This window comes from Haloplanus aerogenes (assembly GCF_003856835.1).
Classification (GTDB): Archaea; Halobacteriota; Halobacteria; order Halobacteriales; family Haloferacaceae; genus Haloplanus; species Haloplanus aerogenes.
The window spans coordinates 2566304-2591882 of the sequence record NZ_CP034145.1 but is presented as its reverse complement, the minus strand read 5'-3'; the positions used below and the strand labels follow the sequence as shown (position 1 = coordinate 2591882).

The 25579-nt window shown below is 66.1% G+C and carries 33 protein-coding genes and 2 tRNA genes; 29 read left to right on the top strand and 6 right to left on the bottom strand.

What is annotated here, in order from left to right; genetic code table 11:
- Positions 1–25 precede the first annotated feature (25 nt).
- Genes DU502_RS13345 through DU502_RS13330 form a run of 4 tightly spaced genes read left to right on the top strand, consistent with a single transcriptional unit; the run spans position 26 to position 7657 of the window.
- Entirely contained in the window at positions 26–2092 is a 2067-nt protein-coding gene (locus DU502_RS13345; protein ID WP_121920351.1) for a PrkA family serine protein kinase, read from the top strand.
- Complete coding sequence (locus DU502_RS13340; RefSeq protein ID WP_121920352.1) at positions 2089–4341, top strand: PrkA family serine protein kinase; 2253 nt, start codon at positions 2089–2091, stop codon at positions 4339–4341. The genes DU502_RS13345 and DU502_RS13340 overlap by 4 nt, the downstream gene beginning before the upstream one ends.
- Positions 4332–5654, top strand: a complete 1323-nt coding sequence (locus tag DU502_RS13335; protein ID WP_121920353.1) for a YeaH/YhbH family protein — start codon at positions 4332–4334, stop codon at positions 5652–5654. The genes DU502_RS13340 and DU502_RS13335 overlap by 10 nt, the downstream gene beginning before the upstream one ends.
- Positions 5651–7657: a SpoVR family protein gene (locus tag DU502_RS13330; protein WP_121920354.1), complete on the top strand. Its 2007-nt coding sequence runs from the start codon at positions 5651–5653 to the stop codon at positions 7655–7657. The genes DU502_RS13335 and DU502_RS13330 overlap by 4 nt, the downstream gene beginning before the upstream one ends.
- Here the strand turns inward: DU502_RS13330 and DU502_RS13325 are convergent.
- The 5 genes from DU502_RS13325 to DU502_RS13305 all read right to left on the bottom strand — a co-directional run bounded on the left by DU502_RS13325 (position 7654) and on the right by DU502_RS13305 (position 11849).
- Positions 7654–8229: a DUF7344 domain-containing protein gene (locus DU502_RS13325; protein ID WP_124897083.1), complete on the bottom strand. Its 576-nt coding sequence runs from the start codon at positions 8227–8229 to the stop codon at positions 7654–7656. The two genes, DU502_RS13330 and DU502_RS13325, sit on opposite strands and share 4 nt — an antisense overlap.
- A gap of 328 nt (positions 8230–8557) precedes the next feature.
- A tRNA-Glu gene (locus DU502_RS13320) sits at positions 8558–8632 on the bottom strand.
- A gap of 59 nt (positions 8633–8691) precedes the next feature.
- On the bottom strand, positions 8692–10221 hold the full coding sequence (locus DU502_RS13315; RefSeq protein ID WP_121920356.1) for a sensor histidine kinase: 1530 nt from the start codon (positions 10219–10221) through the stop codon (positions 8692–8694).
- 83 nt (positions 10222–10304) lie between these two features.
- The gene (locus tag DU502_RS13310; RefSeq protein WP_121920357.1) at positions 10305–10895 is read right to left on the bottom strand and encodes a hypothetical protein; all 591 of its coding nucleotides are present in this window, start codon (positions 10893–10895) and stop codon (positions 10305–10307) included.
- 126 nt (positions 10896–11021) lie between these two features.
- A complete protein-coding gene (locus DU502_RS13305; RefSeq protein WP_121920358.1) occupies positions 11022–11849 on the bottom strand; it encodes a hypothetical protein in 828 nt (275 codons plus the stop codon).
- Positions 11850–11936: 87 nt separating this feature from the next.
- Between DU502_RS13305 and DU502_RS13300 the strand changes: the two genes are divergently transcribed.
- Positions 11937–12341 (top strand): hypothetical protein, encoded by a 405-nt coding sequence (locus DU502_RS13300; protein WP_121920359.1) that lies wholly within the window; start codon positions 11937–11939, stop codon positions 12339–12341.
- Positions 12342–12497: 156 nt separating this feature from the next.
- On the opposite strand, the gene DU502_RS13295 is transcribed toward DU502_RS13300, so the two are convergent.
- Positions 12498–12568, bottom strand: a tRNA-Gly gene (locus DU502_RS13295).
- A 219-nt stretch (positions 12569–12787) separates the two neighbouring features.
- Between DU502_RS13295 and DU502_RS13290 the strand changes: the two genes are divergently transcribed.
- From DU502_RS13290 to DU502_RS13175, 24 genes are read left to right on the top strand one after another with little or no spacing between them, the layout of a single operon-like run.
- Positions 12788–13639: a putative RNA uridine N3 methyltransferase gene (locus tag DU502_RS13290; protein ID WP_121920360.1), complete on the top strand. Its 852-nt coding sequence runs from the start codon at positions 12788–12790 to the stop codon at positions 13637–13639.
- Between the two features lie 4 nt (positions 13640–13643).
- Positions 13644–14660 carry a 50S ribosomal protein L3 gene (locus DU502_RS13285; RefSeq protein WP_121920361.1) on the top strand — a complete coding sequence of 339 codons (1017 nt, stop codon included), beginning with the start codon at positions 13644–13646 and terminating at the stop codon, positions 14658–14660.
- Positions 14661–14663: 3 nt separating this feature from the next.
- A complete protein-coding gene (gene rpl4p, locus DU502_RS13280; protein WP_121920362.1) occupies positions 14664–15410 on the top strand; it encodes a 50S ribosomal protein L4 in 747 nt (248 codons plus the stop codon).
- Positions 15407–15661 (top strand): 50S ribosomal protein L23, encoded by a 255-nt coding sequence (locus DU502_RS13275; RefSeq protein WP_121920363.1) that lies wholly within the window; start codon positions 15407–15409, stop codon positions 15659–15661. Before rpl4p ends, DU502_RS13275 begins: the two co-directional genes overlap by 4 nt.
- Before the next feature lie 2 nt (positions 15662–15663).
- Positions 15664–16386, top strand: coding sequence for a 50S ribosomal protein L2 (locus DU502_RS13270; RefSeq protein WP_121920364.1), 723 nt, complete (start codon positions 15664–15666; stop codon positions 16384–16386).
- A complete protein-coding gene (locus DU502_RS13265; protein ID WP_121920365.1) occupies positions 16386–16808 on the top strand; it encodes a 30S ribosomal protein S19 in 423 nt (140 codons plus the stop codon). The genes DU502_RS13270 and DU502_RS13265 overlap by 1 nt, the downstream gene beginning before the upstream one ends.
- 3 nt (positions 16809–16811) lie before the next feature.
- The gene (locus DU502_RS13260; protein ID WP_121920366.1) at positions 16812–17273 is read left to right on the top strand and encodes a 50S ribosomal protein L22; all 462 of its coding nucleotides are present in this window, start codon (positions 16812–16814) and stop codon (positions 17271–17273) included.
- Complete coding sequence (locus DU502_RS13255) at positions 17273–18226, top strand: 30S ribosomal protein S3 (protein WP_121920367.1); 954 nt, start codon at positions 17273–17275, stop codon at positions 18224–18226. The genes DU502_RS13260 and DU502_RS13255 overlap by 1 nt, the downstream gene beginning before the upstream one ends.
- Positions 18227–18430: a 50S ribosomal protein L29 gene (gene rpmC / locus DU502_RS13250; RefSeq protein WP_114449709.1), complete on the top strand. Its 204-nt coding sequence runs from the start codon at positions 18227–18229 to the stop codon at positions 18428–18430.
- Positions 18430–18816, top strand: a complete 387-nt coding sequence (locus DU502_RS13245) for a ribonuclease P protein component 1 (RefSeq protein WP_121920368.1) — start codon at positions 18430–18432, stop codon at positions 18814–18816. The genes rpmC and DU502_RS13245 overlap by 1 nt, the downstream gene beginning before the upstream one ends.
- Positions 18807–19133 carry a 30S ribosomal protein S17 gene (locus DU502_RS13240; protein WP_121920369.1) on the top strand — a complete coding sequence of 109 codons (327 nt, stop codon included), beginning with the start codon at positions 18807–18809 and terminating at the stop codon, positions 19131–19133. Before DU502_RS13245 ends, DU502_RS13240 begins: the two co-directional genes overlap by 10 nt.
- Positions 19133–19531 (top strand): 50S ribosomal protein L14, encoded by a 399-nt coding sequence (locus tag DU502_RS13235; protein ID WP_121920370.1) that lies wholly within the window; start codon positions 19133–19135, stop codon positions 19529–19531. The genes DU502_RS13240 and DU502_RS13235 overlap by 1 nt, the downstream gene beginning before the upstream one ends.
- A complete protein-coding gene (rplX, locus tag DU502_RS13230; RefSeq protein ID WP_121920371.1) occupies positions 19528–19884 on the top strand; it encodes a 50S ribosomal protein L24 in 357 nt (118 codons plus the stop codon). The genes DU502_RS13235 and rplX overlap by 4 nt, the downstream gene beginning before the upstream one ends.
- Positions 19881–20585, top strand: a complete 705-nt coding sequence (locus tag DU502_RS13225) for a 30S ribosomal protein S4e (protein ID WP_121920372.1) — start codon at positions 19881–19883, stop codon at positions 20583–20585. Before rplX ends, DU502_RS13225 begins: the two co-directional genes overlap by 4 nt.
- Positions 20582–21109: a 50S ribosomal protein L5 gene (locus DU502_RS13220; RefSeq protein WP_121920373.1), complete on the top strand. Its 528-nt coding sequence runs from the start codon at positions 20582–20584 to the stop codon at positions 21107–21109. The genes DU502_RS13225 and DU502_RS13220 overlap by 4 nt, the downstream gene beginning before the upstream one ends.
- Positions 21106–21294, top strand: coding sequence for a 30S ribosomal protein S14 (locus DU502_RS13215; protein WP_121920374.1), 189 nt, complete (start codon positions 21106–21108; stop codon positions 21292–21294). Before DU502_RS13220 ends, DU502_RS13215 begins: the two co-directional genes overlap by 4 nt.
- A gap of 2 nt (positions 21295–21296) precedes the next feature.
- On the top strand, positions 21297–21689 hold the full coding sequence (locus DU502_RS13210) for a 30S ribosomal protein S8 (protein WP_121920375.1): 393 nt from the start codon (positions 21297–21299) through the stop codon (positions 21687–21689).
- 4 nt (positions 21690–21693) lie between these two features.
- Positions 21694–22230 (top strand): 50S ribosomal protein L6, encoded by a 537-nt coding sequence (locus DU502_RS13205; RefSeq protein ID WP_121920376.1) that lies wholly within the window; start codon positions 21694–21696, stop codon positions 22228–22230.
- Positions 22231–22950, top strand: coding sequence for a 50S ribosomal protein L32e (locus DU502_RS13200; RefSeq protein WP_121920377.1), 720 nt, complete (start codon positions 22231–22233; stop codon positions 22948–22950).
- Positions 22947–23405, top strand: a complete 459-nt coding sequence (locus DU502_RS13195) for a 50S ribosomal protein L19e (protein WP_121920378.1) — start codon at positions 22947–22949, stop codon at positions 23403–23405. The genes DU502_RS13200 and DU502_RS13195 overlap by 4 nt, the downstream gene beginning before the upstream one ends.
- Complete coding sequence (locus DU502_RS13190; RefSeq protein WP_121920379.1) at positions 23405–23965, top strand: 50S ribosomal protein L18; 561 nt, start codon at positions 23405–23407, stop codon at positions 23963–23965. Before DU502_RS13195 ends, DU502_RS13190 begins: the two co-directional genes overlap by 1 nt.
- Positions 23955–24617: a 30S ribosomal protein S5 gene (locus tag DU502_RS13185; RefSeq protein ID WP_121920380.1), complete on the top strand. Its 663-nt coding sequence runs from the start codon at positions 23955–23957 to the stop codon at positions 24615–24617. Before DU502_RS13190 ends, DU502_RS13185 begins: the two co-directional genes overlap by 11 nt.
- The gene (gene rpmD, locus DU502_RS13180) at positions 24617–25081 is read left to right on the top strand and encodes a 50S ribosomal protein L30 (RefSeq protein WP_121920381.1); all 465 of its coding nucleotides are present in this window, start codon (positions 24617–24619) and stop codon (positions 25079–25081) included. The genes DU502_RS13185 and rpmD overlap by 1 nt, the downstream gene beginning before the upstream one ends.
- Positions 25078–25575 (top strand): uL15m family ribosomal protein, encoded by a 498-nt coding sequence (locus tag DU502_RS13175; RefSeq protein ID WP_121920382.1) that lies wholly within the window; start codon positions 25078–25080, stop codon positions 25573–25575. Before rpmD ends, DU502_RS13175 begins: the two co-directional genes overlap by 4 nt.
- Positions 25576–25579 lie beyond the last annotated feature (4 nt).

Below are 25579 nucleotides of genomic sequence, written 5' to 3'. Positions count from 1 at the left end.
TCGGGCCCGAGACCCCGATGAGACAATGACGAAGGAAACCCTCGAAGACCTCAGCCAGCATTACAAGGAATCGGTTCCGGCGGACCTCCGCGAAGCGAAGCGCTTCGACTGGTATCTGGACGAGGTGTACGACGATCCGCGGATCGCCCGCAACGCTCACCAGCGCGTCGCCGACATGTTCGACTACTACGGGACGGAGTACGACGAAGATGCCGGCGTCGTCGAGTACCTCATGGCCTCGGAAGATCCCTTACACGACGGGGAGAACACCTTCTACGGTCGCGAGGTCCACGAGTCGATCCACGAATTCGTCAACAAGGTGAAAAGCGGTGCCCGGGGACTCGGCCCGGAGAAACGTATCAAACTGCTGCTCGGTCCCGTCGGGTCCGGTAAGTCACACTTCGACTGGATGGTCCGGCGGTACTTCGAGGATTACACCATGAGCGACGAGGGCCGGATGTACACCTTCCGGTGGACCAACCTCTGTGACATCGTCCGCGATCAGGACCCCGCGGACGACACCGTCGTCTCCCCGATGAGTCAGGACCCGCTCGTTCTCCTCCCGCAGGAACAGCGCGACCGGGTGCTCGAACGGTTGAACGACGAACTCGACGCGCCCTACACCGTCCGCAACGAGCAGTCGCTCGACCCCGCCAGCGAGTTCTACATGGATCGCCTGCTGGCCCACTACGACGACGACCTGAAAGCCGTCCTCGACAACCACGTCGAAATCGTCCGTCTCGTCGCGAGCGAGAACAAGCGCCAGTGCATCGAGACGTTCGAGCCCAAGGACAAGAAGAATCAGGACGAGACGGAACTGACCGGCGACGTCAACTACTCCAAAATCGCCATCTACGGCGAGTCGGACCCCCGGGCGTTCGACTACTCCGGCGCCTTCTGTAACGCCAACCGCGGCCTGTTCAGCGGCGAGGAACTGCTGAAACTCCAGCGGGAGTTCCTCTACGACTTCCTGCACGCCTCGCAGGAACAGACGATCAAGCCGAAGAACAACCCTCGCATCGACATCGATCAGGTGATCGTCGGCCGTACCAACATGCCCGAATACCGGGACAAGAAGGGCGACGAGAAGATGGAGGCGTTCAACGACCGGACGAAACGGATCGACTTCCCGTACGTCCTCGAATACTCGGAGGAGGCGGAAATCTACCGGAAGATGCTCCGGAACGCGGACGTGCCGGACATGCACATCGAACCGCACGCGATGGAGATGGCGGGGCTGTTCGGCGTGCTCACCCGCATCACGGAGCCCAACGGCGAGAACGTCACGCTCGTCCAGAAGGCCAAGGCCTACAACGGCGAGATAGACGAGGCCGACGATATCGACGTGAAGAAGTTACGGGAGGAGGGGGAGCAGAACGCCGACATCGCGGAGGGGATGGACGGCGTCTCTGCCCGGTTCATCGGCGACGAGATTGCGGAGGCGATCATGGACGCCACCCACCGCGACCGCGCCTACCTCTCGCCGCTCTCGGTGTTCACCCACTTCGAGCGCAACCTCGAGAATCACGGCTCCATCCCCGAGGAGAACGTCGACCGCTACCACCGCTACCTCGAACTCGTGCGCGAGGAGTACAAGGAACGCGCCATCGAGGACGTGCGCCACGCCCTCGCCTACGACGTGGACGAGATCCAGCGGCAGGGCGAGAAGTACATGGACCACGTGATGGCGTACATCGACGACGCGACGGTGACGGACGAACTCACCGGACGGGAGCAGGAACCGGACGAGACGTTCCTGCGCTCGGTCGAGGAGAAGTTGGAGATTCCGAGCGACCGGAAAGACGACTTCCGGCAGGAAGTGTCGAACTGGGTCAGCCGCCGCGCCCGCGAGGGTGAAGGGTTCGACCCGCAGGACAACGACCGCCTGCGCCGCGCCCTCGAACGCAAACTGTGGGAGGACAAGAAACACAACATCAACTTCTCCGCGCTGGTGTCGGCGAACGAACTCGACGACGACGAGCGGAGCGCGTGGGTCGACGCGTTGATCGAACAGGGCTACTCCCGCGAGGGCGCCCAGGAGGTCCTCGAGTTCGCCGGGGCGGAGGTCGCCAAGAGCGAACTGGAAGGATGACGGATTACATCCGCGCCGGCGACGAGGAACTCTCCGGCGCGTACGAGGAGCCGATGAGTCTGGAGGCGTACGTCGAACGGGCGCTCGAACGCCCCTCGATCGCCTCCCACGCCCCGAAGTACCTGCTCGAAGCCATCGAGTCGATGGGGACGCGGACGGTCGTCGAGGAGGGCGAGAAGCGGGAGCGCTACCGCTTCTTCGACGACCCTGCCAACGGCGGCGAACACGCCATCCTCGGCAACACGGACGTGTTGAACGGCTTCGTCGACGACCTCCGGACCATCGCCGCGGACCGGGGCAAACGGGAGAAGATCATCTGGTTCGACGGGCCGACGGCGACGGGCAAGTCGGAGCTCAAACGGTGTCTCATCAACGGCCTCCGAGAGTACTCGAAGACCGAAGCGGGCCGGCGCTACACGGTCGAGTGGAACGTCGCCAGCGCGACCGAAGACCGCGGGCTGAGCTACGGCGACGAGATCGACCGCGAAGACGACTGGTACGAGAGTCCGGTCCAGTCACATCCGCTCTCGGTGTTCCCCGAGGGCGTCCGGTCGGCCATCCTCGACGACCTCAATCAGGGCGACCACGTGCCGACGCGCGTGGAAGCCAGCCTCGATCCGTTCTGTCGGGAGGCGTACGACGTTCTCGAGGAGCGCTACCGACGGAACGGGGGGACGAACCTGTTCTCCTCCATTACCGATCCGCGCCACCTCCGGGTGAAAAACTACGTCGTCGACGTGGGGCGGGGCATCGGCATCCTCCACTCGGAGGACGACGGCACGCCCAAGGAGCGACTGGTCGGGTCGTGGATGCCGGGGATGCTCCGCGAACTCGATTCGCGGGGGCGAAAGAATCCGCAGGCGTTCTCCTACGACGGCGTCCTCTCGCAGGGCAACGGCCTGTTGACCATCGTCGAGGACGCGGCCCAGCACGCCGATTTGCTCCGCAAACTGCTGAACGTTCCCGACGAGGGGCGCGTGAAACTGGACAAGGGGATCGGGATGGATATCGACACCCAACTGCTCATCATCTCGAACCCCGACCTCGACGTGGAACTCGACAAGTACGCCGACCGCAACGGGCGCGACCCGCTGAAGGCGCTGAAGCGCCGCCTCGACAAACACGAGTTCGGCTACCTGACCAACCTCTCGCTGGAGGCGGAACTGATCCGCCGCGAACTGACGAGCGAGACGGCCGTCTGGGAGGCCGAGGGCTACGCCGACCTCGAAGCACGGGTTCGCGAGGGGCTGACGCTGTCGATGCGTGACGGGCGCGGCGGCGCCGTCGACCGGGAACTCGCGCCCCACACCGTCGAGGCGGCGGCGCTGTACAGCGTCGTCACCCGCCTCGACGGCGAGGACACGCCGGGGAATCACGGCCTCGTCGAGAAGGCGCTCCTGTTCGATCAGGGCTACTTACAGGAGGGCGACGAACGCGTCGAGGCCGACGAGTTCGACTTCGACGGCGACGACGGCAGCCACGGCATCCCCGTCACCTACACCCGGGACGTGATCGCCGACCTGCTCCAGACCGACGCCGACCGCCAGCATCCCGACCTGCCGGTCGAACGGGTCGTCATGCCCGACGACGTACTCGACGCGATGGCCGACGGACTCACCGAGGCGCCCGTCTTCTCGCGCGCCGAGGCCGCGGAGTACGAGAACCGCCTCGCCATCGTCAAGAGCCACATCTACGACCGGCAGGAGGCGGACGTCCTCGACGCCCTACTGGCCGAGAAGGGCGTCGACGAGGAGACCGTCGCGGAGTACGTCGAACACGTCTTCGCGTGGGCGAACGAGGATCAGATCGACACCGACCGCGGCCCCGTCGATCCCGACCCCCTGCTGATGAAGGTGTTCGAGACGGAGCATCTGGGTCGGTTCGGCGAGGACGCTTACAGCGGGGCCGACCCCGCCGAACGCGTCGAAGAGTTCCGCCGCGAGAAGGTCATCACGGCGATCAACCGCTACGCGTGGGAGAACCGTGACGAGGATTTCGCCATCGAGAACGTCGACGTGAGCGACATTCCGGTCATCCGGGCCGTCCTCGACGCCCACGACTGGGGCGACGTGAAGCGGCTGTTCGAGGGGTTCGACCCCGCCCAGTGGACGGACCCGCCCTCCGATACGGAGACCGAGCGCCGCAAGGAGCGGACGCTCGACCACCTGCAGACGCAGGGCTACTCGCCGGCGTCCGCCGAACTGACGAGCCGGAAAGTGATGCGGGAGGTGAGCTACCGATGGGACTGAGAGAAGATCTGGACCGATTCCGCGAAGTCGGCGAACGGCGCCGTGAAGACCTGAAGGAGTTCATCCGCTACGGTGACCTCGGCGGGAGCGACCCCGACAGCATTCAGGTGCCGATCAAGGTGGTCGACCTGCCGGAGTTCGCGTACGACCCCCGGGACCGCGGCGGCGTCGGTCAGGGACAGGACGGCACGCCGGACGTGGGGCAGCCGGTCGGCCCGCCCCAACCCGCCGACGACGGCGACGGCGACGAGGACGGCGACCCCGGCGACGAGGCTGGCGAGCACGAGTATTACGAGATGGACCCCGAGGAGTTCGCGGAGGAACTCGACGAGGAACTCGGGCTGGATCTGGAGCCGAAGGGGAAGGAAGTCGTCGAGGAAGTCGAGGGCGACTTCACGGAACTCACCCGCGCCGGCCCGAACAGCACGCTCGACTTCGAGCGCCTGTTCAAGCAGGGGCTGAAGCGCAAGCTGGCGATGGATTTCGACGAGGAGTACGTCCGCGAGGCGATGCGGGTCGCGGGCGCGACGCCGGGCGACGTGTTCCGCTGGTGTCGCGAGGAGAACATTCTCGTCTCGCGCGCGTGGATCGAAGACCAGTGGGACACGATTCCCGACGACGAACGGGGTCGCTGGGAGAGCTTCGAGGAGATGGCCGAGAACGTCGACCGGACGACGACGCTCGAACGCATCCGTCGGGAAGGGCTGCGAGAGGTGCCCTTCCGCCGCGAGGACGAGCGCTACCGCCACCCCGAGGTGGTCGAGAAGACGGAGAAAAACGTCGTGGTGGTGAACATCCGCGACGTGTCGGGGAGCATGCGCGAGCAGAAACGCGAACTCGTCGAGCGGACGTTCACGCCGCTCGACTGGTATCTCACTGGCAAGTACGACCGCGCGGAGTTCGTCTACATCGCCCACGACGCGGAAGCGTGGGAAGTCGAGCGCGGGGACTTCTTCGGCATCCGCTCCGGCGGCGGCACGCGAATCTCCTCGGCGTACGAACTCGCCGCGGAGATTCTGGAGGAGCGGTACCCCTGGAGCGAGTGGAACCGCTACGTCTTCGCCGCGGGCGACAGCGAGAACTCGAGTAACGACACCCGCGAGAACGTGGTGCCGCTGATGGAGTCCATCCCGGCCAACCTCCACGCGTACGTGGAGACGCAACCGGGCGGGACGGCCATCAACGCCACCCACGCCGAGGAAGTGGAACGGGCGTTCGAGGAACACGACGGCGTCGTCGTCGCCTACGTCTCCGACCCCGCGGACGTGACCGACGCCATCTACGAGATTCTGAGCACGGAGGATCAGGAATGAGAGACGACCGCATCGGCGCACGGAAGGAAGCGACGCGCCTCACCGAACCGGTCGAGGAGGCGGGGAATCTGGCCCGGAAACTGGGGCTCGACCCCTACCCGGTCAACTACTGGATCGTCGACCACGACGAGATGAACGAACTCATCGCCTACGGCGGGTTCCAGCGGCGCTACCCCCACTGGCGGTGGGGGATGGCCTACGACCGCCAGCGCAAACAGGACCAGTTCGGCATGGGCAAGGCGTTCGAGATCGTCAACAACGACAACCCCTCCCACGCCTTCCTGCAGGAATCGAACTCGCTGGCCGACCAGAAGGCGGTCATCACGCACGTCGAGGCCCACGCCGACTTCTTCGCCAACAACGAGTGGTTCGGGTTGTTCGGCGACGGACAGGGCGACGATCGATCCGACCTCGACGCCGCGGCCATGCTCGAACGCCACGCCGAGACGATCAAGGGGTACGTCGAGGACCCGGAAATCGACCGCGACGAGGTCGAGCGGTTCATCGACGCCGTCCTCTGTCTGGAGGACACGATCGACCAGCACCGCGCGTTCGCCCGCGCGGGCCAGCGCCGGGAGCGAGACGCCCCGTCCGACCTCCGCGAGCGGCTGGACGAACTCGACGTGTCCGACGACGTGCGCCGGCACGCCTTCGACGAGGAGTGGCTGGACGAACTCGCCGAATCGGAGCGGGCGAAGGCGCGCCTCGAAGACCCCCACACCGACGTGCTGGCCTTCCTCCTCGAACACGGCCGACAGTACGACGAGGAGACGGGGAAAGCGGTGGCATTCGAACCGTGGCAGAAGGACGTACTCGAAATCCTGCGGACGGAGGCCTACTACTTCGCGGGCCAGAAGATGACGAAGGTGATGAACGAGGGGTGGGCGGCCTTCTGGGAGTCGCTGATGATGAGCGACGAGAACTTCGCCGAGGACGACGAGTTCGTCACCTACGCCGACCACATGGCGCGCGTGCTCGGTTCGCCCGGGCTCAACCCCTACAAACTCGGGATGGAACTCTGGGAGTACATCGAGAACGTGACCAACCGGCGCGAAGTGGCCGACCACCTCCTGCGCGTCGAGGGTATCTCGTGGCGAAACTTCCACGACGTGATCGACTTCGACGAGGTAGCGGAGCTACTGGCCCCCGACGCCGCCATCGCGTCGATCACGCCCGAGACGCTCGACGACCTCGACCCCGACGACCCGCGGGTCGACGCCGAGGCGCTACAGCGCGCGCTGGACGGCGACGTCGACGTGACACGCTACCCGTGGAAGGTGCTCACGACCGAGGGCCTGACCGAACGTCACTTCTCGCTGTGCAAGCCACAGAACCGCGGCTTCCTCCGTCGCATCCGACGGTCGGAACTCGAACGCCTGTCGCGGTACATGTTCGACGACGCGAAATACGACACCGTTGCCGACGCCATCGACGACGTGGACTACGGCGTGGGCTGGCGGCGGATGCGCGAACTCCGCGAGAGCCACAACGACGTGACCTTCATCGACGCCTTCCTCTCCGAGGAGTTCGTGAAGGAGAACGACTACTTCACCTACGAGTTCTCACAGGCGACCGGCGACTTCCGTGTCGCCTCCGAGGACCCCGACGACGTGAAGAAGAAACTGCTCTTGCAGTTCACCAACTTCGGCAAACCCACCGTCGCGGTGTACGACGGCAACTTCGACAACCGCAACGAACTCCTGCTGGGCCACCAGTACAACGGCATCAGCCTCGATATCGAGCAGGCGAAACGCGTGCTCGAACGCACCTACAATCTCTGGGGGCGCCCGGTCAACCTCATGACCATCGTCAAGGAGTACGACGAACACGAACTGGAAATCGCACGGCGGCGGAACCGCGAACCGACGCCGACGGAGGTCGGCAAGCGCATCCGCTACGACGGTGAGCGGTTCGAGACCCACGACCTCGACCCCGACCTGGAGGAGCGAATCGCGGCTAACGACATCGATTACGACACGAAACCGGACGACTGGCTGGCCTAATCCTCCGGGCCCTCGATGGGCGCGTCGTCGCCGCCGATGTGGTTTCGGCGGGCGAGATGGGAGTGGACGCCTGCGACGGCGGCGAAGACGACGACGACCCCACCCGCAAGTGCCAACTCCGGCACGAACGGAAACACGCCGAGCCACGCCGCGAGAACGAACAGCGACGCGACCACCGACAGGCCGAGATAGAAGTCACACCACGGCACGTCGTGTTCGCCGACGAGTTCGAGGTAGATATCGAGGTCGTTCGCCCGATCCGCGAGCGTGATCGTCCCGCCGTCTCGGTCGTAGTCGACGATCCCCACGTCGTCGAGTTTCGGGAGGTGTGTCTGGTGGAGCGAGGTGTAGGCTCGCTTGCGCTGTTTGTAGTCCAGATCCGCCACGTCCACGTCGTTCTCCCACGCCGCGATCTGTTCGGCGAGGTCGCGCAAGGCGACCGGTCCGGGCTCCCGGTTGAGGTGGTAGAGCACGTACCGCCGTCGCTGGTTGCTCAGCATCGAGAAGATCGTATCTTTCGATAGCCGCTCCGGCGGCGAGCGGTCGTGGGAGCGTGATCGTTGGGTCGACATGGAGTTTGGTCTGGCCAGTGGACTCGATGGCCGCGAGAGTGAGACCGACAGTCCGGAGCCCCCCTTTCGTGGTCGCTACCGGGCCGGTGCGCCACTCCGGCCACCCACTCGATAAGCACTGCGTCCGTTCGGGTGATAAAGTCATGCCTTTATTTTCAGAGTTAAAAAATTGAGACGAGAAATCGGCCGTCTCGGACGGCCGCACGGACAGACGCTCGTACTCGGTCAGGGAGTTGAACCACGCGAAACCTCGCTGCCGCTCGCGTTTCTCTACTTCAAATCCCTTCCCTGTGCGCTTCGATCGCTCACTAACGTTCGCTCGCTGTAGTGCTCGGTCAGGGATTTGAACCCTGGTCGTCGGCTCGAAAGGCCAACATGATTGGCCGGACTACACCAACCGAGCGCCGCATCTTCGACGAAGGGGGGGCTATTGATAAATCCGTCTTTTTCGGTTCGCGGTCGTCAGGTGATGTTCGCGAACTCGAAGCGTGCGCCGCCCGCGTCGCTCTCGGTGACGGCCACCGTCCAGCCGTGTGCGGTGGCGATATCTTCGACGACGCCGAGGCCGACACCCGTCCCGTTCTCGGCCGTCGAGAAGCCGAATTCGAGGACGCGCTCGTGGTCGGCGGCGTCGATGCCGACGCCGTCGTCCTCGACGTAGAAGCCACCGGGGAGCGTGCCGACTTCGACGGCGATACCGCTCGTCGCCGGTCGGTCGGTCGTGGAGCCATGCTCCACGCTGTTCCGAAACAGATTCTCGAACAGTTGCTGGAGCCGCGATCGGTCGCCGCTGACGGTGTGGTCGAGGTCGACGGCGAGCGTGGCGTTCCCGGTTCGGACCTGCTGCCAGGCGTCGGCTGCAACCTGTCCGAGGTCGAGTTCCGTCGGTTCGTCGACGGTGCGCCCCGCCTGCGCCAGCGCCAGTACGTCGTCGATGAGTGCCCGCATCCGGTCGTGAGAGGCCTCGATCTTCGCGATCGCCTCGCTCTCGCAGTCCTCGCTGGCGATGTCGAGCCACCCGTCCGCGACGTTGAGCGGGTTCCGGAGGTCGTGCGAGACAAGCGTCGCGAACTTTTCGAGTCGGTCGTTCTGGTGGCGGAGGCGTTCCTGAGCGAGTTTGCGCTCCAGCGCGACGCTCACCCACCGACCCATCAGGTCGACGAGCGTGATCTCCCAGTCTGAGAACGGCTCCGTCCGGGGTTCGGTGTCGTAGAAGCAGAAGGTCCCGTACACCTCGTCGTCGACGATCACTGGCGCGCCGAGATAGCAACTGATGCCCCACTCCTCGTACCCTGCTTTGTCGGTGAGATCCGGCGCGTCCTCGGCGACGTTCTCGAGGACGAGCGTCTCCTCGTCGAGTACGATCTGTTCGCAGTTCGTCGCCGACAGGTCGACCACGTCGCCTTCCTCGATGTCGCCTGGCGACCGAACCACTTCGAAGACGTACTCGTCGCCCTCGACGCGCGAGAGCGTCCCGTAGGACGTTCCGAGGGCGCGCTGACCGATCCGCAGGAGGTCGTCGACCCGCTCCTCGAACGCGGCGTCGCGGTCGGCGATGGCGTCGTACATCTCCCGCAACACAGCCTCGCGGGTCTGGAGCCGTTCGCGTTGCCGCCGACGTTCGGTCACGTCGCGGAAACAGACCGAGAGCCCCGTCTCAGAGGGGTACACCCGCACGTCGAACCACACGTCGAGCGGTTCGTAGTACTCGTCGAACGCGGTCTGCTCCTGTGTCCGCATCGCCTCGCGGTACTCCTCCTCGAACGTCGTTTCGCGAGCCTCGGGCAAGAGGTCCCAGATGTTCTGCCCGACGAGTTCGTCGGCCGTGAACGTCTCGCCGGCGGCGTCACAGATGACCGACCGCCCCGTCTCGTTCAGATACGTGAATCGCCAGTCGGCGTCGAGGCCGAAGATCCCGTCGGTCATGCGGTCGAGAAGGTGTTCGAGGCGGCTCCCATCGGCACCGTCGCCGCCACCACCCTCGTCAGTCATCTCGCACCACCGACGATCTCTTCATCGACCGAATCTGGGTGAGCTTCGGGCAAAAGCGCACCGGTGGTCGGGACTGGCGAGGCTCAGGGCGCGGCAACCTCGAACGTCGTCGACACGCGGTTGGAGACGCGGTGAAGCTGGAGTTCGCCGATAGCCACCGTCGCCGTCAACTCGCCCGCCGGCCAGTTTCCCGTCTCGAACGTCATCGCGTCCTCCCACGTGTGGAGTCCCGCCGAGTCGACGTACCGGTCGATGTCTCGGGATCGACGGGCGATCCGGTCGTCGCCGTCGAGCACGTCGATCCCCTCCTTGAGATTGACCGTCCCCTGCGGGATGCGCATCCGGTATCGGTACGCGACGACGGCCGGCTGACCGCGTTGGACGCGCTCGATCCGATTGGCAGTCAGATCGCCCGGCTCCGACCACGTCGAGACGAGGACCACGTCGAGTAACTGCGGCCGGTACCGCTGATCCGGCGGTATCCGCGTCGGCAACGGCGTCGTCGTGTCCGACGGCGTGGTCGTGGGCGTCGGTTCCGGTGTCGCCGTCCTCGTCACCGTCTTCGTTCCCGTCCTCGTCGCCTCGTCAGTCGACGGAGACGACCCTGACGACCCACAGCCAGTGAGCCCCGAAAGACTGGCGCCCGCGGCCGCCAGAAACGCGCGTCGATCCATGGCCTCCGGTGAGGGAGTCAGGATGAAAAGGGTTCGTCATACAGCGACGGTCGCCGCGTCTCGCCGTCGTGTCGGGGTTTTGGAGTGGCAGCTCAGATCGCGAGGCGAAACCGTGAGAGAATCGATTCACGGCGTCGGCGTCGGACTGGGACTCCCCGCGGTCGCCGTGCCCACGACCGGCACCGTCGTCGTCCACTCGTCCGTGCCCCAGTCCAGACTGACAGTCGGTGCGTCGTCCCCGCCGACGATCCTGATCTCTCCCGTCAGTTCCCGTTCCGTGCCGGCATCGAGCGTCGCCGTCAGCGTCTTCGATCCCGAGAGGTAGCTACTCCCGAGGCTGGCGCCGAACGTTCCGGCACCGCCGGTGTTCGTCACGTCGACTCGCACCGTCGCGTCGACGCGCTGGCCCGCTTCGATCTCCGTCGGCGACACCGAGGGCTCGGCCACCTCGAAGACCGGCGGGTCGTTCAGCCGTTCGACGGTCGCGGCCGCGAGCGACCGCACTGCCGTCCCGTCGAACAGCACGCGCCCCTCGTCGACCGTCGCCGTCTTCGAGACGGCGAAGGCGAGGTCGACCGTCTCTCGCTCCCAGGGGACGGGCTGGCGTTCCGCCAGCGGCACCGACTCGCCGTCGAGTTCGAGCGTCAGGCGCTCGCGGACCGCCGTCTCGTCCAGCGAGGTAGCGACGCGAACGATCACGTACTGCGTCCCCGTTCGGCGGTGGACGTGCGGGTGGTTGCCCGCGAGCGGGTACACGACGAAGTCGGCGACGGACAGCGCGTCGATTCGGAGCGTGCCGTCGTCGGTGTCGGTGCGGGTCGGCGTTCGGTCCGGCGAGCGCGACGGTGACGTGGTCGGCTCCGACTCCGGCGACGCTGACAGGCATCCCGCGAGCGACCCGACCGTGACCGCACTCGACGCCAGCAGTCGACGGCGCGATACGGTGGGGGGCATGGGGGATGCTTCGAGTAGAAGCGGCATAGACCCTGTGCCTGCTCACACGGCAAAGACGTTTTACTGGTACCGGCCGTGCCGTGAGCCATGACGGCTCGCCGCCGGCTCCTCGTGGGCGCCGGTGTCGCTTTCGTGGGTTCCGTGGCTGGCTGTCTCGGCGCTAGCGGCGGCAGCGACTCGCCCGGCACCGCCGACCTGCCGACCCGACTCTGGCTCGAACGTGTCGACCTCTCTAGCTCCGAGCGGGAGGAGATCGACCCCATCGTGTTCGCGGATCTTCCTCCCGAGGAACAGCAGATCGTCGAGACAGCGATCGAGGACGGCGAGTACACGGTCGACAGTGAGGAGGCGTCGCCGGCGCTCGAATCCCTCCGGGATCGGATCGAACGTCGCGCGGACGGCGGGCTTGAGGTGTATCTCCGGCGGGGCGAGACGTACTACCGGGTCGGGTTCGCGGAGGGCGACCACATTATCGCGCATCCGTCGCAGTGATCGGCGGGTTGCGGCGTTGCTGGGATGTTGAACTACGTGAAGACGGTCGTCTCGCTACGCTCGACGCTGCGTCTTCTCTCGTTCAAATCCACAGAAGATGATTTTCGGACTGCAGAAACGACTCGCTTCGCTCGTCGTTCTGTATCAGTCCGAAAATGCGCTGGCTGGGATTTGAACCCAGGTTGTGACCATGGCAAGGTCACGTGATACCACTACACTACCAGCGCCCTTCGCATCCTAACCAAACCGGGATGGATAATTAAGCGTTCCGAAATCCAGGCCAACTCGCTGCCCGCGTGGGGATCAGTGCCGTGCGATTCGTCCCCACGAAACGCCGTTTTGCGGCGTGTCAGGCCCTCACAGCCCGCCACGAGTTTCGCTACCCTTTTACCGGAGGATACGGTACGACTTGCACAGTCTAGTGACGTGACGCGGAAAGGCCCGGCATGACGCTCAGCGTGCTCGTGCCGTCTTCCCTCGTCCGGGAAGCCGAGGACAAACGCGAGGCAACTCGCAAACTCGGCTACGTCGCCCGCGCGGCGACAGTGTTCCGGGCGGATCGGCTGGTCGTCTTCCCCGATTCGGAAGGCGAGCGCCGATGGGGAGGCGGGTTCGTCGAGACGGTCCTGCGGTACGCCGCGACGCCCCCCTACCTCAAAACCGAGGTGTGGGGCACGCGGGACGAACTGGAGTACGTCGGCGTGTTGCCGCCCCTTCGCGTCTCGTCACGGACCGGCTCCGGACCCGAGCGTCCGGGGTCGTTACAAGAGGGAATCGTGACCGAGGTCGGACCTGACGGCCGCGTCCGGGTCAATTGCGGACTGCAACACCCAATCTCTCTCCTCGTCCCCGACGGAATGTCGGCCGAGGAGGGGGAGCGCGTCGCCATCAGGATCTCTTCGAGAGAACCCGTCCGCGCCCGGATCGTCGACGAACCCCTGCCGGGGTTCGAGATCCGACGCGCGGACCTGCCGGAAGCGCTGGCCCGCCCCGACGCCGGGGTTCGGATCGCCACGTCCGTCCACGGGACGGAGTTGTCGGTCGGTCGCCTGACCGAACTGGTCGGGCGGATCGACGACGCTGGCGATCTGACGGTCGCCTTTGGGGCGCCCGGGCGCGGCCTTCCGGCCATCCTCGACGTGGCTGTCGAGGACGTAGCCGCACGCGGCGGCGAGGGCGTCGAACCCGATCCGGGGTTCGACCTCTGGCTGAATACGATTCCGCGACAGGGAAGCGAGACGGTGCGAACGGAGGAAGCGATGTTCGCGTCGCTCGCGCCCCTGACACTCACGGAGTAAATCCATGCCACAACCAAGCAGACCACGAAAAGGCTCGATGGGATTCGGCCCGCGCACCCGCGCGGCCAGTGAAGTCCCGCGTATCCGCTCGTGGCCCGACGACGATGGTGCCCCTGCGCTGCAGGGCTTCGCTGGCTACAAGGCCGGCATGACGCACGTCGTCATGGTCAACGACGAGGCCAACTCCCCCCGCGAAGGAATGGAGGAGTCGGTTCCGGTGACCGTCGTCGAGACGCCACCGATGCGGGCAGTCGCCCTGCGAGCCTACGAACAGACGTCGTACGGACTGAAGCCGGCAACCGAAGTGTGGACCGACGAGTTCCACCCGGAACTCGACCGCACGCTCGACCTGCCGGCGGAAGACAGCTTCGAGGCGGACGCCGAGGCGCTCCGCGAGGCCGTCGACGCCGGTGAAGTCGACGACCTGCGGATGATCACCCACACGGTGCCGAGCGAACTGGCGAACGTCCCGAAGAAAAAGCCCGACGTGATGGAGACGCGCGTCGGCGGTGGCTCGCTCGACGAGCGCATCGACTTCGCGCTCGACCTCCTCGAGGAGGGTGGCGAACACGCCATGTCGGACGTGTTCCGCGCCGGCGAGTACATGGACGCGAGCGGCATCACGAAGGGGAAGGGCACCCAGGGTCCCGTCAAGCGCTGGGGCGTCCAGAAGCGGAAAGGCAAGCACGCCCGCCAGGGCTGGCGGCGACGCATCGGGAACCTCGGGCCGTGGAACCCGTCCCGCGTGCGCTCGACCGTCCCCCAGCAGGGCCAGACGGGCTACCACCAGCGGACGGAGCTCAACAAGCGCCTGATCGACATGGGCGACGGCGACGAGCCCACCGTCGACGGTGGCTTCGTCAACTACGGCGAGGTCGACGGGCCGTACGCGCTCGTCAAGGGCTCGCTGCCCGGCCCGGACCAGCGCCTCCTGCGCTTCCGTCCGGCCGTCCGACCGACCGACCAGCCGCGCCTCGACCCCGAGGTGCGCTACGTTTCCACCGCATCCAACCAGGGATAACCAATGCAAGCAACAGTACGCGATCTGAACGGCGAGGATGCGGGCACGGTGGACCTCCCCGAGGTCTTCGAGACGGCCTACCGGCCGGACCTCATCAAGCGTGCCGTCCTGGCCGCACAGGCGAACCGAAAGCAGGCGTACGGTGCCGATCCCTACGCCGGGCTGCGAACCCCGGCGGAGTCCTTCGGCAGCGGCCGCGGCATGGCCCACGTCCCCCGCGAGAACGGGCAGGGCCGCCGCGTGCCCCAGACGGTCGGCGGGCGCAAGGCGCACCCGCCGAAAGCCGAGAAGGACCAGGGGAAAGGAATCAACGACAAGGAGCGCAAACTCGCGATCCGGTCGGCCGTCGCGGCGACGACCGACGCCGAGCGCGTGGCCGAGCGCGGTCACGAGTTCGACGAGGATCTCGACCTTCCGCTGGTCGTCAGCGACGACTTCGAGGATCTGGTCAAGACCCGCGAGGTTGTCGATCTGCTCGAAGCGCTCGGCGTCCACGCCGACGTGGAACGCGCCGACGACGGCCGATCGGTGAAGGCCGGACGTGGCAAGACCCGCGGTCGGAAGTACCGCGAGCCGAAGTCGATCCTGTTCGTGACGAGCGAGGAGCCGTCGAAGGCGGCGCGCAACCTCGCCGGCGCGGACGTGACGACGGCCGCGGAGGTCAACGCCGAGGATCTGGCGCCCGGCACGCACGCCGGTCGACTGACCATCTGGACCGAGAGCGCGGTCGCGGAGGTGAACGAGCGATGAGCTCGGTCATCGAGCACCCGCTGGTGACGGAGAAGGCGATGGACCAGATGGACTTCGACAACAAGCTCCAGTTCATCGTCGACATCGACGCCACCAAGGCGGAGATCACCGACGCTATCGAGTCGCGCTACGACGTGTCGATCGAGAAGGTGAACACGCAGATCACCGCCCGCGGCGAGAAGAAGGCGGTCGTGACGCTGTCGCCGGACGACGACGCACAGGAAATCGCCTCGCGAATCGGGGTGTTCTAACGATGGGACGACGCATTCAGGGCCAGCGGCGTGGTCGCGGTGGGCCGACGTTCCGTGCCCCCAGCCACCGCTACAAGGCCGAACTCAGTCACAAGAAGGACGAAGAGCGCGATACGATCAGCGGCGAGATCGTCGACATCGAACACGACCCGGCTCGCTCGGCGCCGATCGCCGCGGTGGAGTTCGAGGATGGGGACCAGCGGCTGGTTCTCGCCCCCGAGGGCGTGACGGTCGGCGAGACGATCCAGGTGGGCGTCTCCGCCGAGATCAAGCCGGGCAACACGCTCCCGCTGGCCGAGATTCCGGAAGGGGTCCCGGTCTGTAACGTCGAGAGTAGCCCGGGTGACGGCGGCAAGTTCGCCCGCGCGTCGGGGACGAGCGCCCAGCTCATGACCCACGACAAGCGCGTGGCGGTCGTGAAGCTGCCGAGTGGGCAGGTCAAGCGCCTCAACCCGCAGTGTCGCGCCACGGTCGGCGTGGTCGCGGGTGGCGGCCGAACGGAGAAGCCGTTCGTCAAGGCCGGCAACAAGCACCACAAGATGAAGGCGCGCGGCACGAAGTGGCCGCGGGTCCGTGGGGTCGCCATGAACGCCGTCGACCACCCGTTCGGTGGCGGCGGCCGTCAGCACCCCGGCAAGCCCAAATCCGTCTCGCGGAACGCCCCGCCGGGACGGAAGGTGGGTGACATCGCCTCGAAACGCACCGGACGCGGAGGTAACAAATAATGAGCTCGGAATACCGAACCGGCCGCGAGGGTGAGTTCACCTACCGCGGTCACACGCTCGACGAGTTGCAGTCCCTGTCGCTCGACGAGGTCGCGGAACTGCTCCCCGCTCGAATGCGGCGAACCATCACCCGAGGGCTCTCGGTCGAACACGAGAAGCTGCTCGAGAAGGCGCGTGACGCGGGCGAGGAGGAGACGGCGAACGACCCGATCCGGACGCACCTCCGTGACATGCCCATCGTGCCCGAGTTCGTCGGGCTGACCTTCTCGGTCTACAACGGCCAGGAGTTCAACCGCGTCGAGGTCGACCCTGAGATGATCGGTCACTACCTCGGCGAGTTCCAGCTCACCCGAAACTCGGTCGAGCACGGCCAGGCCGGCATCGGCGCGACCCGGTCCTCGAAGTTCGTGCCACTCAAGTAACACATGGGAATCAACTACAGCGTCGAGGCCGACCCGGAGACGACCGCCAAGGCGATGCTCCGAGAGCGGCCCATCAGCATCAAGCACAGCAAGGCCATCGCCCGCGCGATCAAGGGCATGACCGTCGCCGACGCCGAGGAGTACCTGAACGACGTGATCGACGAGAAGCAGTCGGTCCCGTTCAAACAGCACAACTCGGGCGTCGGTCACCGGAGCGACATCGACGGCTGGGACGCCGGTCGCTACCCCGAGAAGGCCAGCAAGGACTTCCTCAAACTCATCGAGAACGCCCGCAACAACGCGGACGAGCAGGGGTTCGAGGGCGAGGCGATGACGATCGTGCACGTCGCCGCCCACAAGGTCGGCGAGCGGCAGGGTCGCAAGCCCCGTGCGTTCGGTCGCGCGGACCCGTGGAACACCACGCTCTGTGACGTGGAACTCATCATCGAGGAGAGTGACGAATAATGGCTGACGAACACCAGTTCATCGAGAACGGACTTCAGCGCTCCCAGATCGACGAGTTCTTCGCGGACGAACTCGGCCGCGCGGGCTACGGCGGCATGGACGTCGCCAAGACCCCGATGGGGACCCAGATCGTCCTCAAGGCCGAGAAGCCCGGGATGGTCATCGGCAAGGGTGGGAAGAACATCCGCAAGGTGACTACCGAACTCGAGGAGCGCTTCGACCTCGACGACCCTCAGATCGACGTACAGGAGGTCGACGAACCGGACCTGAACGCCCGCATCGTCGCGGACCGACTGGCCAACGCCCTCGAGCGTGGCTGGTACTTCCGCAAGGCGGGCCACACGACCATCGACCGGATCATGGAGGCCGGCGCCCTCGGCGCCGAGATCGTCCTGTCCGGGAAGGTCACCGGCGCGCGTTCGCGCGTCGAGAAGTTCAACCGGGGCTACATCAAGCACAACGGCGAACCCGCCGAGTCCATCGTGGACGAGGGCCAGGGCGTCGCCGTGATGAAACTCGGCACCATCGGCGTGACGGTGAAGATCATCCCGCCGGGCGCCGAACTCCCGGACGACTTCGAGATCGCCGAGGACGCCGACGTCGAACCCGTCGAGCAGGCGGCCGAGACCGGCGGCGGCGTCGAGGAACTTCTCGAGGAGGAACCGGAGGAGATCCCGGACGTCGGCGAGGGCGAGGAAGTCGAAGTGCCGACCGAGACGCCCGAAGACATCGAGGAGAGTCTCGACGAGGAGATCGTCGAGGAAGTCGTCGAGGAGGAACTCCCCGACGAGGAAGGCGGTCCGTCCGAGGCGGCGGCTGACGCGGAGGCCGACGAGGAGGACGAGGCCGAGGACCTCGACGAGGACGTCGACGAAGAGACGATGGACGAGGCGGCCGATCTCGTCGAAGAGATGGAAGCCGCCGACGAAGACGACGAAGAGGAGGACGCGTAGATGGCGATCCTGCACACCGAAGAGATCCGCGACATGACGCCCGCCGAACGCGAGGCGGAACTCGAGGACCTCGAGACGGAACTGCTGAACGCCAAGGCCGTCCAGGCCGCTGGCGGGATGCCGGAGAACCCGTCGCGCGTCGGCGAACTGAAAAAGACGATCGCGCGGATCAAGACGATCCAGCGCGAAGAGGGCGATATCTGATGGCGCTCACACCCGAGACCCTGCTCAGACACGAACTCGTCGGCCTGCACGCGCGGGTCGTCGAGTCGACCAATCCCGACGCCGTCGGGATCAGCGGCCGCGTCGTTAGCGAGACGATGCGGACGCTGACGCTGAGCGATGGGGATCGGGTGTGGCAACTCCCCAAACAGGGGACGACCGTCGAATTTGCCCTTCCGTGCACAGATGAAGCCGCCGACGCCGCGAAGGCGTCGGGGACCGCGCCCAAACTTCCGTCGGAAACTGCCAGCCGAACTGGTCAGTCTGACGGTTGCGAGGACGTGGCCTACGTTACGGTGGATGGCACACGACTGCTCTCACGACCCGCCTTGCGAACCGAGAAGGCAGGTGTATCCACATGGCGATAGGACTGAACGTAACCGAACCGGAGGAGGCCTGCTCCGACCAGCACTGTCCGTTCCACGGATCGTTATCCGTGCGCGGCCAGACGCTGGAGGGCACCGTCGCCTCCACAGCAATGGAAAAGACGGTCGTCGTCGAACGCGAGTACGACGTTCGCGTTCCGAAGTACGACCGATACATGAAACGCCGGAGTCGCATCCCGGCCCACGCACCCCCGTGTCTGGGCCTCGAGGAAGGCGACACGGTCCGCATCGCGGAGACCCGACCCCTCTCGAAGACCAAATCACACGTGGTCGTCGAGAAAGTGGGAGGTGACGCGTGATGGAGGCCCTGAAAGCCGACATCACCCGTGGCCTCGCCAAGGGGTCGCTGATCAACTGCGCCGACAACACCGGCGCACGTCAGTTGAAGGTCATCAGCGTTGCGGGCTACTCCGGAACCAAGAATCGACACCCCAAAGCGGGAATCGGCGACAAGGTGACCGTCTCGGTCACCAAGGGTACGCCGGAAATGCGCCGGCAGGTGCTGGAGGCGGTCGTCGTCCGCCAGCGCAAGCCCATTCGCCGCCCCGACGGCACGCGCGTCAAATTCGAGGACAACGCCGCCGTCGTCATCGACGACATGGAAGAGCCTCGCGGGACCGAAATCAAGGGTCCCGTGGCGCGTGAAGTCGCCGAACGCTTCGGGAGCATCGCATCGACAGCGACCATGATCGTATGACTCGACAGCCACGCAAACAGCGCACACAGAAACGGAACGCGCCCCTGCACGAGCGACACGACCAGGTTCGAGCCACGCTGGCCGACGACCTCCGCGAGGAGTACGGCCAGCGGAGCGTCCGCGTCAACGCGGGCGACACCGTCGAAGTGCTCCGCGGCGACCACGCCGGCGAGGAAGCCGAGGTGCTCGCAGTGGATCTCAAAGACGAAGTCGTCCACGTCGAGGGTGTGACCGTCGAGAAGGCCGACGGCGAAGAAGTGCCGCGGCCACTCGACGCGAGCAACCTCCGCGTGACGGACCTCGATCTGGAAGACGGCCGCCGGCAGGAGCGACTGGAGGCGGATAGCGAATGACGCGACATCAGAAACGACTCTCGGTACCGAAGTCCTGGCCGGTCGAACGGAAGACTGCGACGTGGACGGTCAAAGCCGGTGCCGGCCCGCACGGCGAGGCAGGGGTTCCCCTGCTCATCGTCCTGCGGGACGTGCTCGGCTACGTCGACTCGCGGAAGGAAGCCAACTACGCCCTGAACCAGAACGGCGTGCTCGTCAACGGGGACGTCCCGTCGAGCGTCGAGCGCCCCATCGGGATGTTCGACATCCTCTCCTTCGTCGAGCGCGAGGAGTTCTACCGGGTGTTCCCGGACGAGGGCGGTCGGCTCTCGCTGACCCCCATCGACGCCGACGCGGCCGAGAGCCGCCTCGGCAAGATCGTCCGCAAGACGCAGGTCACCGGCGGCGACGTGCAGCTCACGCTCCACGACGGCGCGAACGTTCGCGTCGACGCGGACGCCGAGTACGCCACCGGCGACTCGCTCGTCATCGACAACGAGACCAAGGACATCGTCGCCCACTTCGTCTACGAGGAGGGCGCGCTCGTGACGGCCGTCGCCGGCAGCCACGCCGGCGAGATCGGCACGATCGACGATATCACGGTCACGCCGGGGAGCGGCGACAACGTCGTCACCGTCTCCCAGGACGACGGCGCCTTCGAGACCATCGAGGAGTACGTCGTCGTGATCGACGAGAACTTCACGGAGAGTGATGACGAATGAGCGACGCCGAATCGGCGGACTTCCACGAGATGCGCGAACCGCGGATCGAGAAGGTCGTCGTCCACATGGGCGTCGGCGAAGGTGGTCGCGAACTCGCGGACGCCGAGGAGATCCTGGAAGACGTGACGGGGCAGCAGAGCGTGCGGACGCAGGCCCGGCGCACGGTTCAGGAGTTCAACATCCGCGAGGGCGATCCCATCGGTGCGAAGGTGACGCTCCGCGGCGACGACGCCGCGGACTTCCTCGACACCGCCCTCACGCTGGTCGACCTCTCGGCCGCGCAGTTCGACGAGACGGGCAACTTCAGCTTCGGCATCGAGGAACACACGGAGTTCCCGAGTCAGGAGTACGATCCGAACGTCGGCATCTACGGGCTCGACGTGACGGTCAACATGGTCCGACCGGGCTACCGCGTCGCCAAGCGCGACAAGGTCTCTCGGTCGATCCCGTCGGGGCACCGCCTCGACGCCGCGGACGCGATTGCCTTCCTCGAAGCTAACTTCGACGTGGAGGTCACGCAATGAGCGAAAGTGAATCACAGAACGAGCGCGACGTGACCGGTGAGCACGCCTCGCCGCGGACCGACGACCGCCACCAGTGTCGTCGGTGCGGGCGCAAGCAGGGACTCGTCGGCAAGTACGACATCTTCCTGTGTCGGCAGTGCTTCCGCGAGGTCGCGCGCGACATGGGCTTCAAGAAGTATCGATAACAATGGCAGGGAACGACCCCCTCTCGAACGCGCTCTCGGGACTCGACAACGCCGAGAGCGTGGGACATCTGTCCCACACGGTACAGCCCGCCTCGAATGTGATCGGCTCCGTACTCGAGGTCTTCTACGACCGCGGGTACATCGACGGCTTCGAGTTCGTCGACGACGGTAAGGCCGGTCGCTTCGAGATCGAACTGAAAGGTGCGATCAACCAGTGTGGCGTCGTCAAGCCCCGCTACTCCGCGGGCGCCGACGAGTTCGAAAAGTGGGAGAAGCGGTATCTCCCCGCCCGCGACTACGGGGCACTCGTCGTCACGACCAGTCACGGCGTCATGAGCCACTACGAGGCCCGCGAACAGGGCATCGGTGGCCAGGTGATCGCGTACGTCTACTAGAACCATGAACCGAATAGAACTCGAAATTCCGGACGACGTGTCCGCCGAGGTGGACCATCTCGATCTGACCGTCGAGGGACCGAACGGGAGCGTCACGCGACGCCTCTGGTACCCCGACGTGTCGGTCGACGTGGCAGACGACCACGTGGTGATCGAGAGCGAGGCCGACGACGCCAACACGCGCGCGACGCTCGGCACGTTCGAGAGCCACGTCAACAACATGATCCACGGCGTGACCGAGGGATGGGAGTATCAGATGGAGATCTTCTACGCCCACTTCCCGATGCAGGTCACCGTCGAGGGCGACGAGGTCGTCATCGAGAACTTCCTCGGCGAACGCGCGCCGCGGAAAGTGCAGATCCGCGGCGACACGGAGGTACAGGTCGACGGCGAGGAGCTCACGCTCTCCGGTCCCGACAAGGAAGCCGTCGGACAGACCGCCGCCGACATCGAACAGTTGACGCGCGTGCCCGACAAGGACACCCGCGTCTTCCAGGACGGCGTCTACATCACACAGAAACCGCAGGCAGGTGGGGCGTAGATGAGCGACGAAGACGAGAACGAAATTCAGGAGATCGAAGACATCGGTGGCGTCGGTCCGTCGAAGGCGGAAGCGCTCCGCGAGGCCGGCTACGAGTCCATCGAGGACCTCAAGGCCGCCAGCCAGTCGGAACTGGCCGACATCGACGGCATCGGCAACGCGCTCGCCGCGCGAATCAAGGCCGACGTCGGTGGCCTCGAAGTCAGCGAGGAGACGGAAGCCGAAGTCGAAGAGGAAGAGCCGGAAGAAGCCGAGGAGACCGAAGAGGTGGAGACGGAACTCCGCCCGCGCGGTCACGCCGACAAGACGCCGGACCTCGACGACGAGGCCGCCCGTGCGCTCGTCCAGAAGCGCCGGGAGGGCAAGCCGCAGTTCAACCGGCAGGACCACCACAAGAAAAAGCGCGTCGACCCCTCGTGGCGCAAGCCCCGAGGACAGCTCTCGAAGCAGCGCCGAGGGATCAAAGGCAAGGGCGCGACCGTCGAGGCGGGCTACCGCTCGCCCACGGCCGCTCGTGGCCTGCACCCCAGCGGCTTCGAAGAAGTGCGCGTCCACAACACGGACGATCTGGAGGGGGTCGACCCCGACAGTCAGGCCGTCCGCATCGCGAGCGGCGTGGGCGCGCGCAAGCGCGAACGCATCGAGGACGTCTGTGAGGACCGCGAGATTCGCGTCCTCAACCCGACGTACATCGAGGTCGAAGTGGAGGAAGAAGCATGACGGATCTGAGCGCTCAGAAACGGCTCGCGGCCGACGTGCTCGACGTGGGCAAGGACCGCGTGTGGTTCGACCCCGAAGCACAGAGCGAGATCGCGGAAGCGATCACGCGCGAGGACATCCGTGACCTCGTCGACGAGGGCACGATCCAGCAGAAGGGTTCCTCGAACAACTCGCGCGGTCGCGCTCGCGAACGAGCCGACAAACAGGCCTACGGCCACCGGACCGGCGCTGGTTCCCGTCGCGGGACCGCCGGTGCGCGCGAGAACAGCAAGGAGAACTGGACGAGTCGCATCCGCGCCCAGCGGCGTCGTCTGCGCGAGTTGCGCGACGACGGCCCCCTCGACCGCTCCCAGTACCGCGAGCTCTACAACAAGGCTGGCGGTGGGGAGTTCGAGAGCGTGGCGCGACTCGAAGCGTACATCGAGAACAACTACGACGTGGAGGTGAACGACTGATGGCAACAGGCCCACGATACAAGGTCCCGATGCGGCGTCGCCGCGAGGACCGAACCGACTACCACCAGAGGTTGCGCCTGCTGAAATCCGGCAAGCCCCGCCTGGTCGCTCGCGTGAGCAACCGGCACGTCAGGGCGCAGCTGATCACCCCCGGTCCCGACGGTGACGAGACGCACGCGGCCGCCTCCTCCGAGGACCTCGCGGAGTACGGCTGGGACGCCCCCACGGGCAACCTCCCCAGCGCGTACCTCACGGGGTATCTCGCGGGGATGCGGGCGCTCGAGGCTGGCCTCACGGAGGCCGTCCTCGATATCGGGCTCAACACCGCGACACCGGGCAACAAGGTGTTCGCAGTACAGGAAGGCGCAATCGACGCGGGACTCGAAATCCCGCACAGCGAGAGCGTCCTCGCGGACTGGTCGCGCAACCGCGGCGAGCATATCGCCGAGTACGCCGAACAGCTCGACGAACCGCTGTACGGCGGCGACTTCGACGCGACGGAGCTCCCCGAGCACTTCGACGAAGTGCGCGAACGACTGATGGAGGACAATGAGCAGTAACGATTACGGCGACGGCTGGGAACCGCGCACGCGGCTCGGCCGCAAGGTACAGGACGGCGACATCACGTCGATGAAGGCGGCCCTCGAATCCGGCCTCCCGCTGAAGGAGGCCGAAATCGTCGATCAGCTCCTCCCGGGGCTGGACGACGAGGTGCTGGACATCAACATGGTCCAGCGGATGACCGACTCCGGGCGCCGGGTGAAGTTCCGGTGTGTCGTCGCGGTGGGGAACCGTGACGGCTACCTCGGCTACGCCGAGGCCCGCGACGATCAGGTCGGCTCGGCCATCCAGAAGGCCATCGACGTGGCGAAACTGAACATCATCGAGGTCGACCGCGGCTCCGGGTCCTGGGAGGACCGCGCCGGCGGCGTCAACTCCCTGACGCGGAAGGCGACGGGGAAAGCCGGTTCGGTGACGGTCGAAATCATCCCCGCTCCGCAGGGGCTGGGACTGGCGGCCGCGCCCACGGTTCGGAACATCCTCGAACTCGCGGGCGTCCAGGACGCCTGGACGAAGTCCAACGGCAACACCCGGACGACGGTCAACCTCGCGAAAGCGACGTATAACGCGCTCCAGAACGCGTCGCAGTCGCGGACGCCCCAGCGGGCGCGACGCAAGCGACGCGAGAACGAAGCGGAGGTGAACGAGTAATGGAAGCGCTCGTCCAGATTCGCGGCGAGGTGAACATCGCCGGCGACGTGCAGGACACGCTCAACATGCTCAACCTGCACGCCGTCAACCAGTGTACGCTGGTGCCCGAGACGGACACCTACCGTGGCATGATCACGAAGGTCAACGACTACGTCGCCCACGGCGAACCGTCGGCTGACGTGGTCGCGACGCTCGTCCGTCGCCGCGGCGAACCCCTCGAGGGGTCGGCCGACGTCGACGACGAGTGGGTCGCGGACAACACGGACTACGCCGACGTGGACGCACTGGCGCAGGCGCTGGTCGACGAGGAGACAACGCTCCGCGACGCGGGGCTCGCCCCGTCGATCCGGCTCCACCCGCCGCGTGGCGGCCACGACGGCGTCAAGCACCCGACCGTCGAGAGCGGCCAGCTCGGCAAGCACTCGACCGAGGAGATCGACCGACTGCTGGAGGCAATGCGATGACGAACAAGAAAAAGCGACAGCGTGGCTCGCGCACGCACGGCGGCGGCACGCACAAGAACCGGCGCGGTGCCGGTCACCGTGGCGGCCGCGGCCGCGCGGGACGCGACAAACACGAGTTCCACAACTACGAACCGCTCGGCAAACACGGCTTCAACCGCCCCGAGACCGTTCAGGACGAGGTGCGCGAGGTGACGGTCCAGGAACTCGACGAGAACGCCGCCCTCTACGTGGCGGAGGGACTCGCCGAGGAGACCGGTGACGGCTACCGCATCGACGCCCGAGACGTGGCCGACGACGGCTACGACGCGGACGTGGTGAAGGTGCTCGGCGACGGGCAGGTTCGCAACGAACTGACCGTCGTCGCCGACGCGTTCACCGCGAGCGCGGTCGAAAAGCTCGAATCCGCCGGCGGCAGCGCCGACCTCTCGGAACGGGCCGAGGAGGCCGAGTCCGAGGCGGACGAATCCGAGACCGAGGAGTCGGCCGAGGAGTAAACCA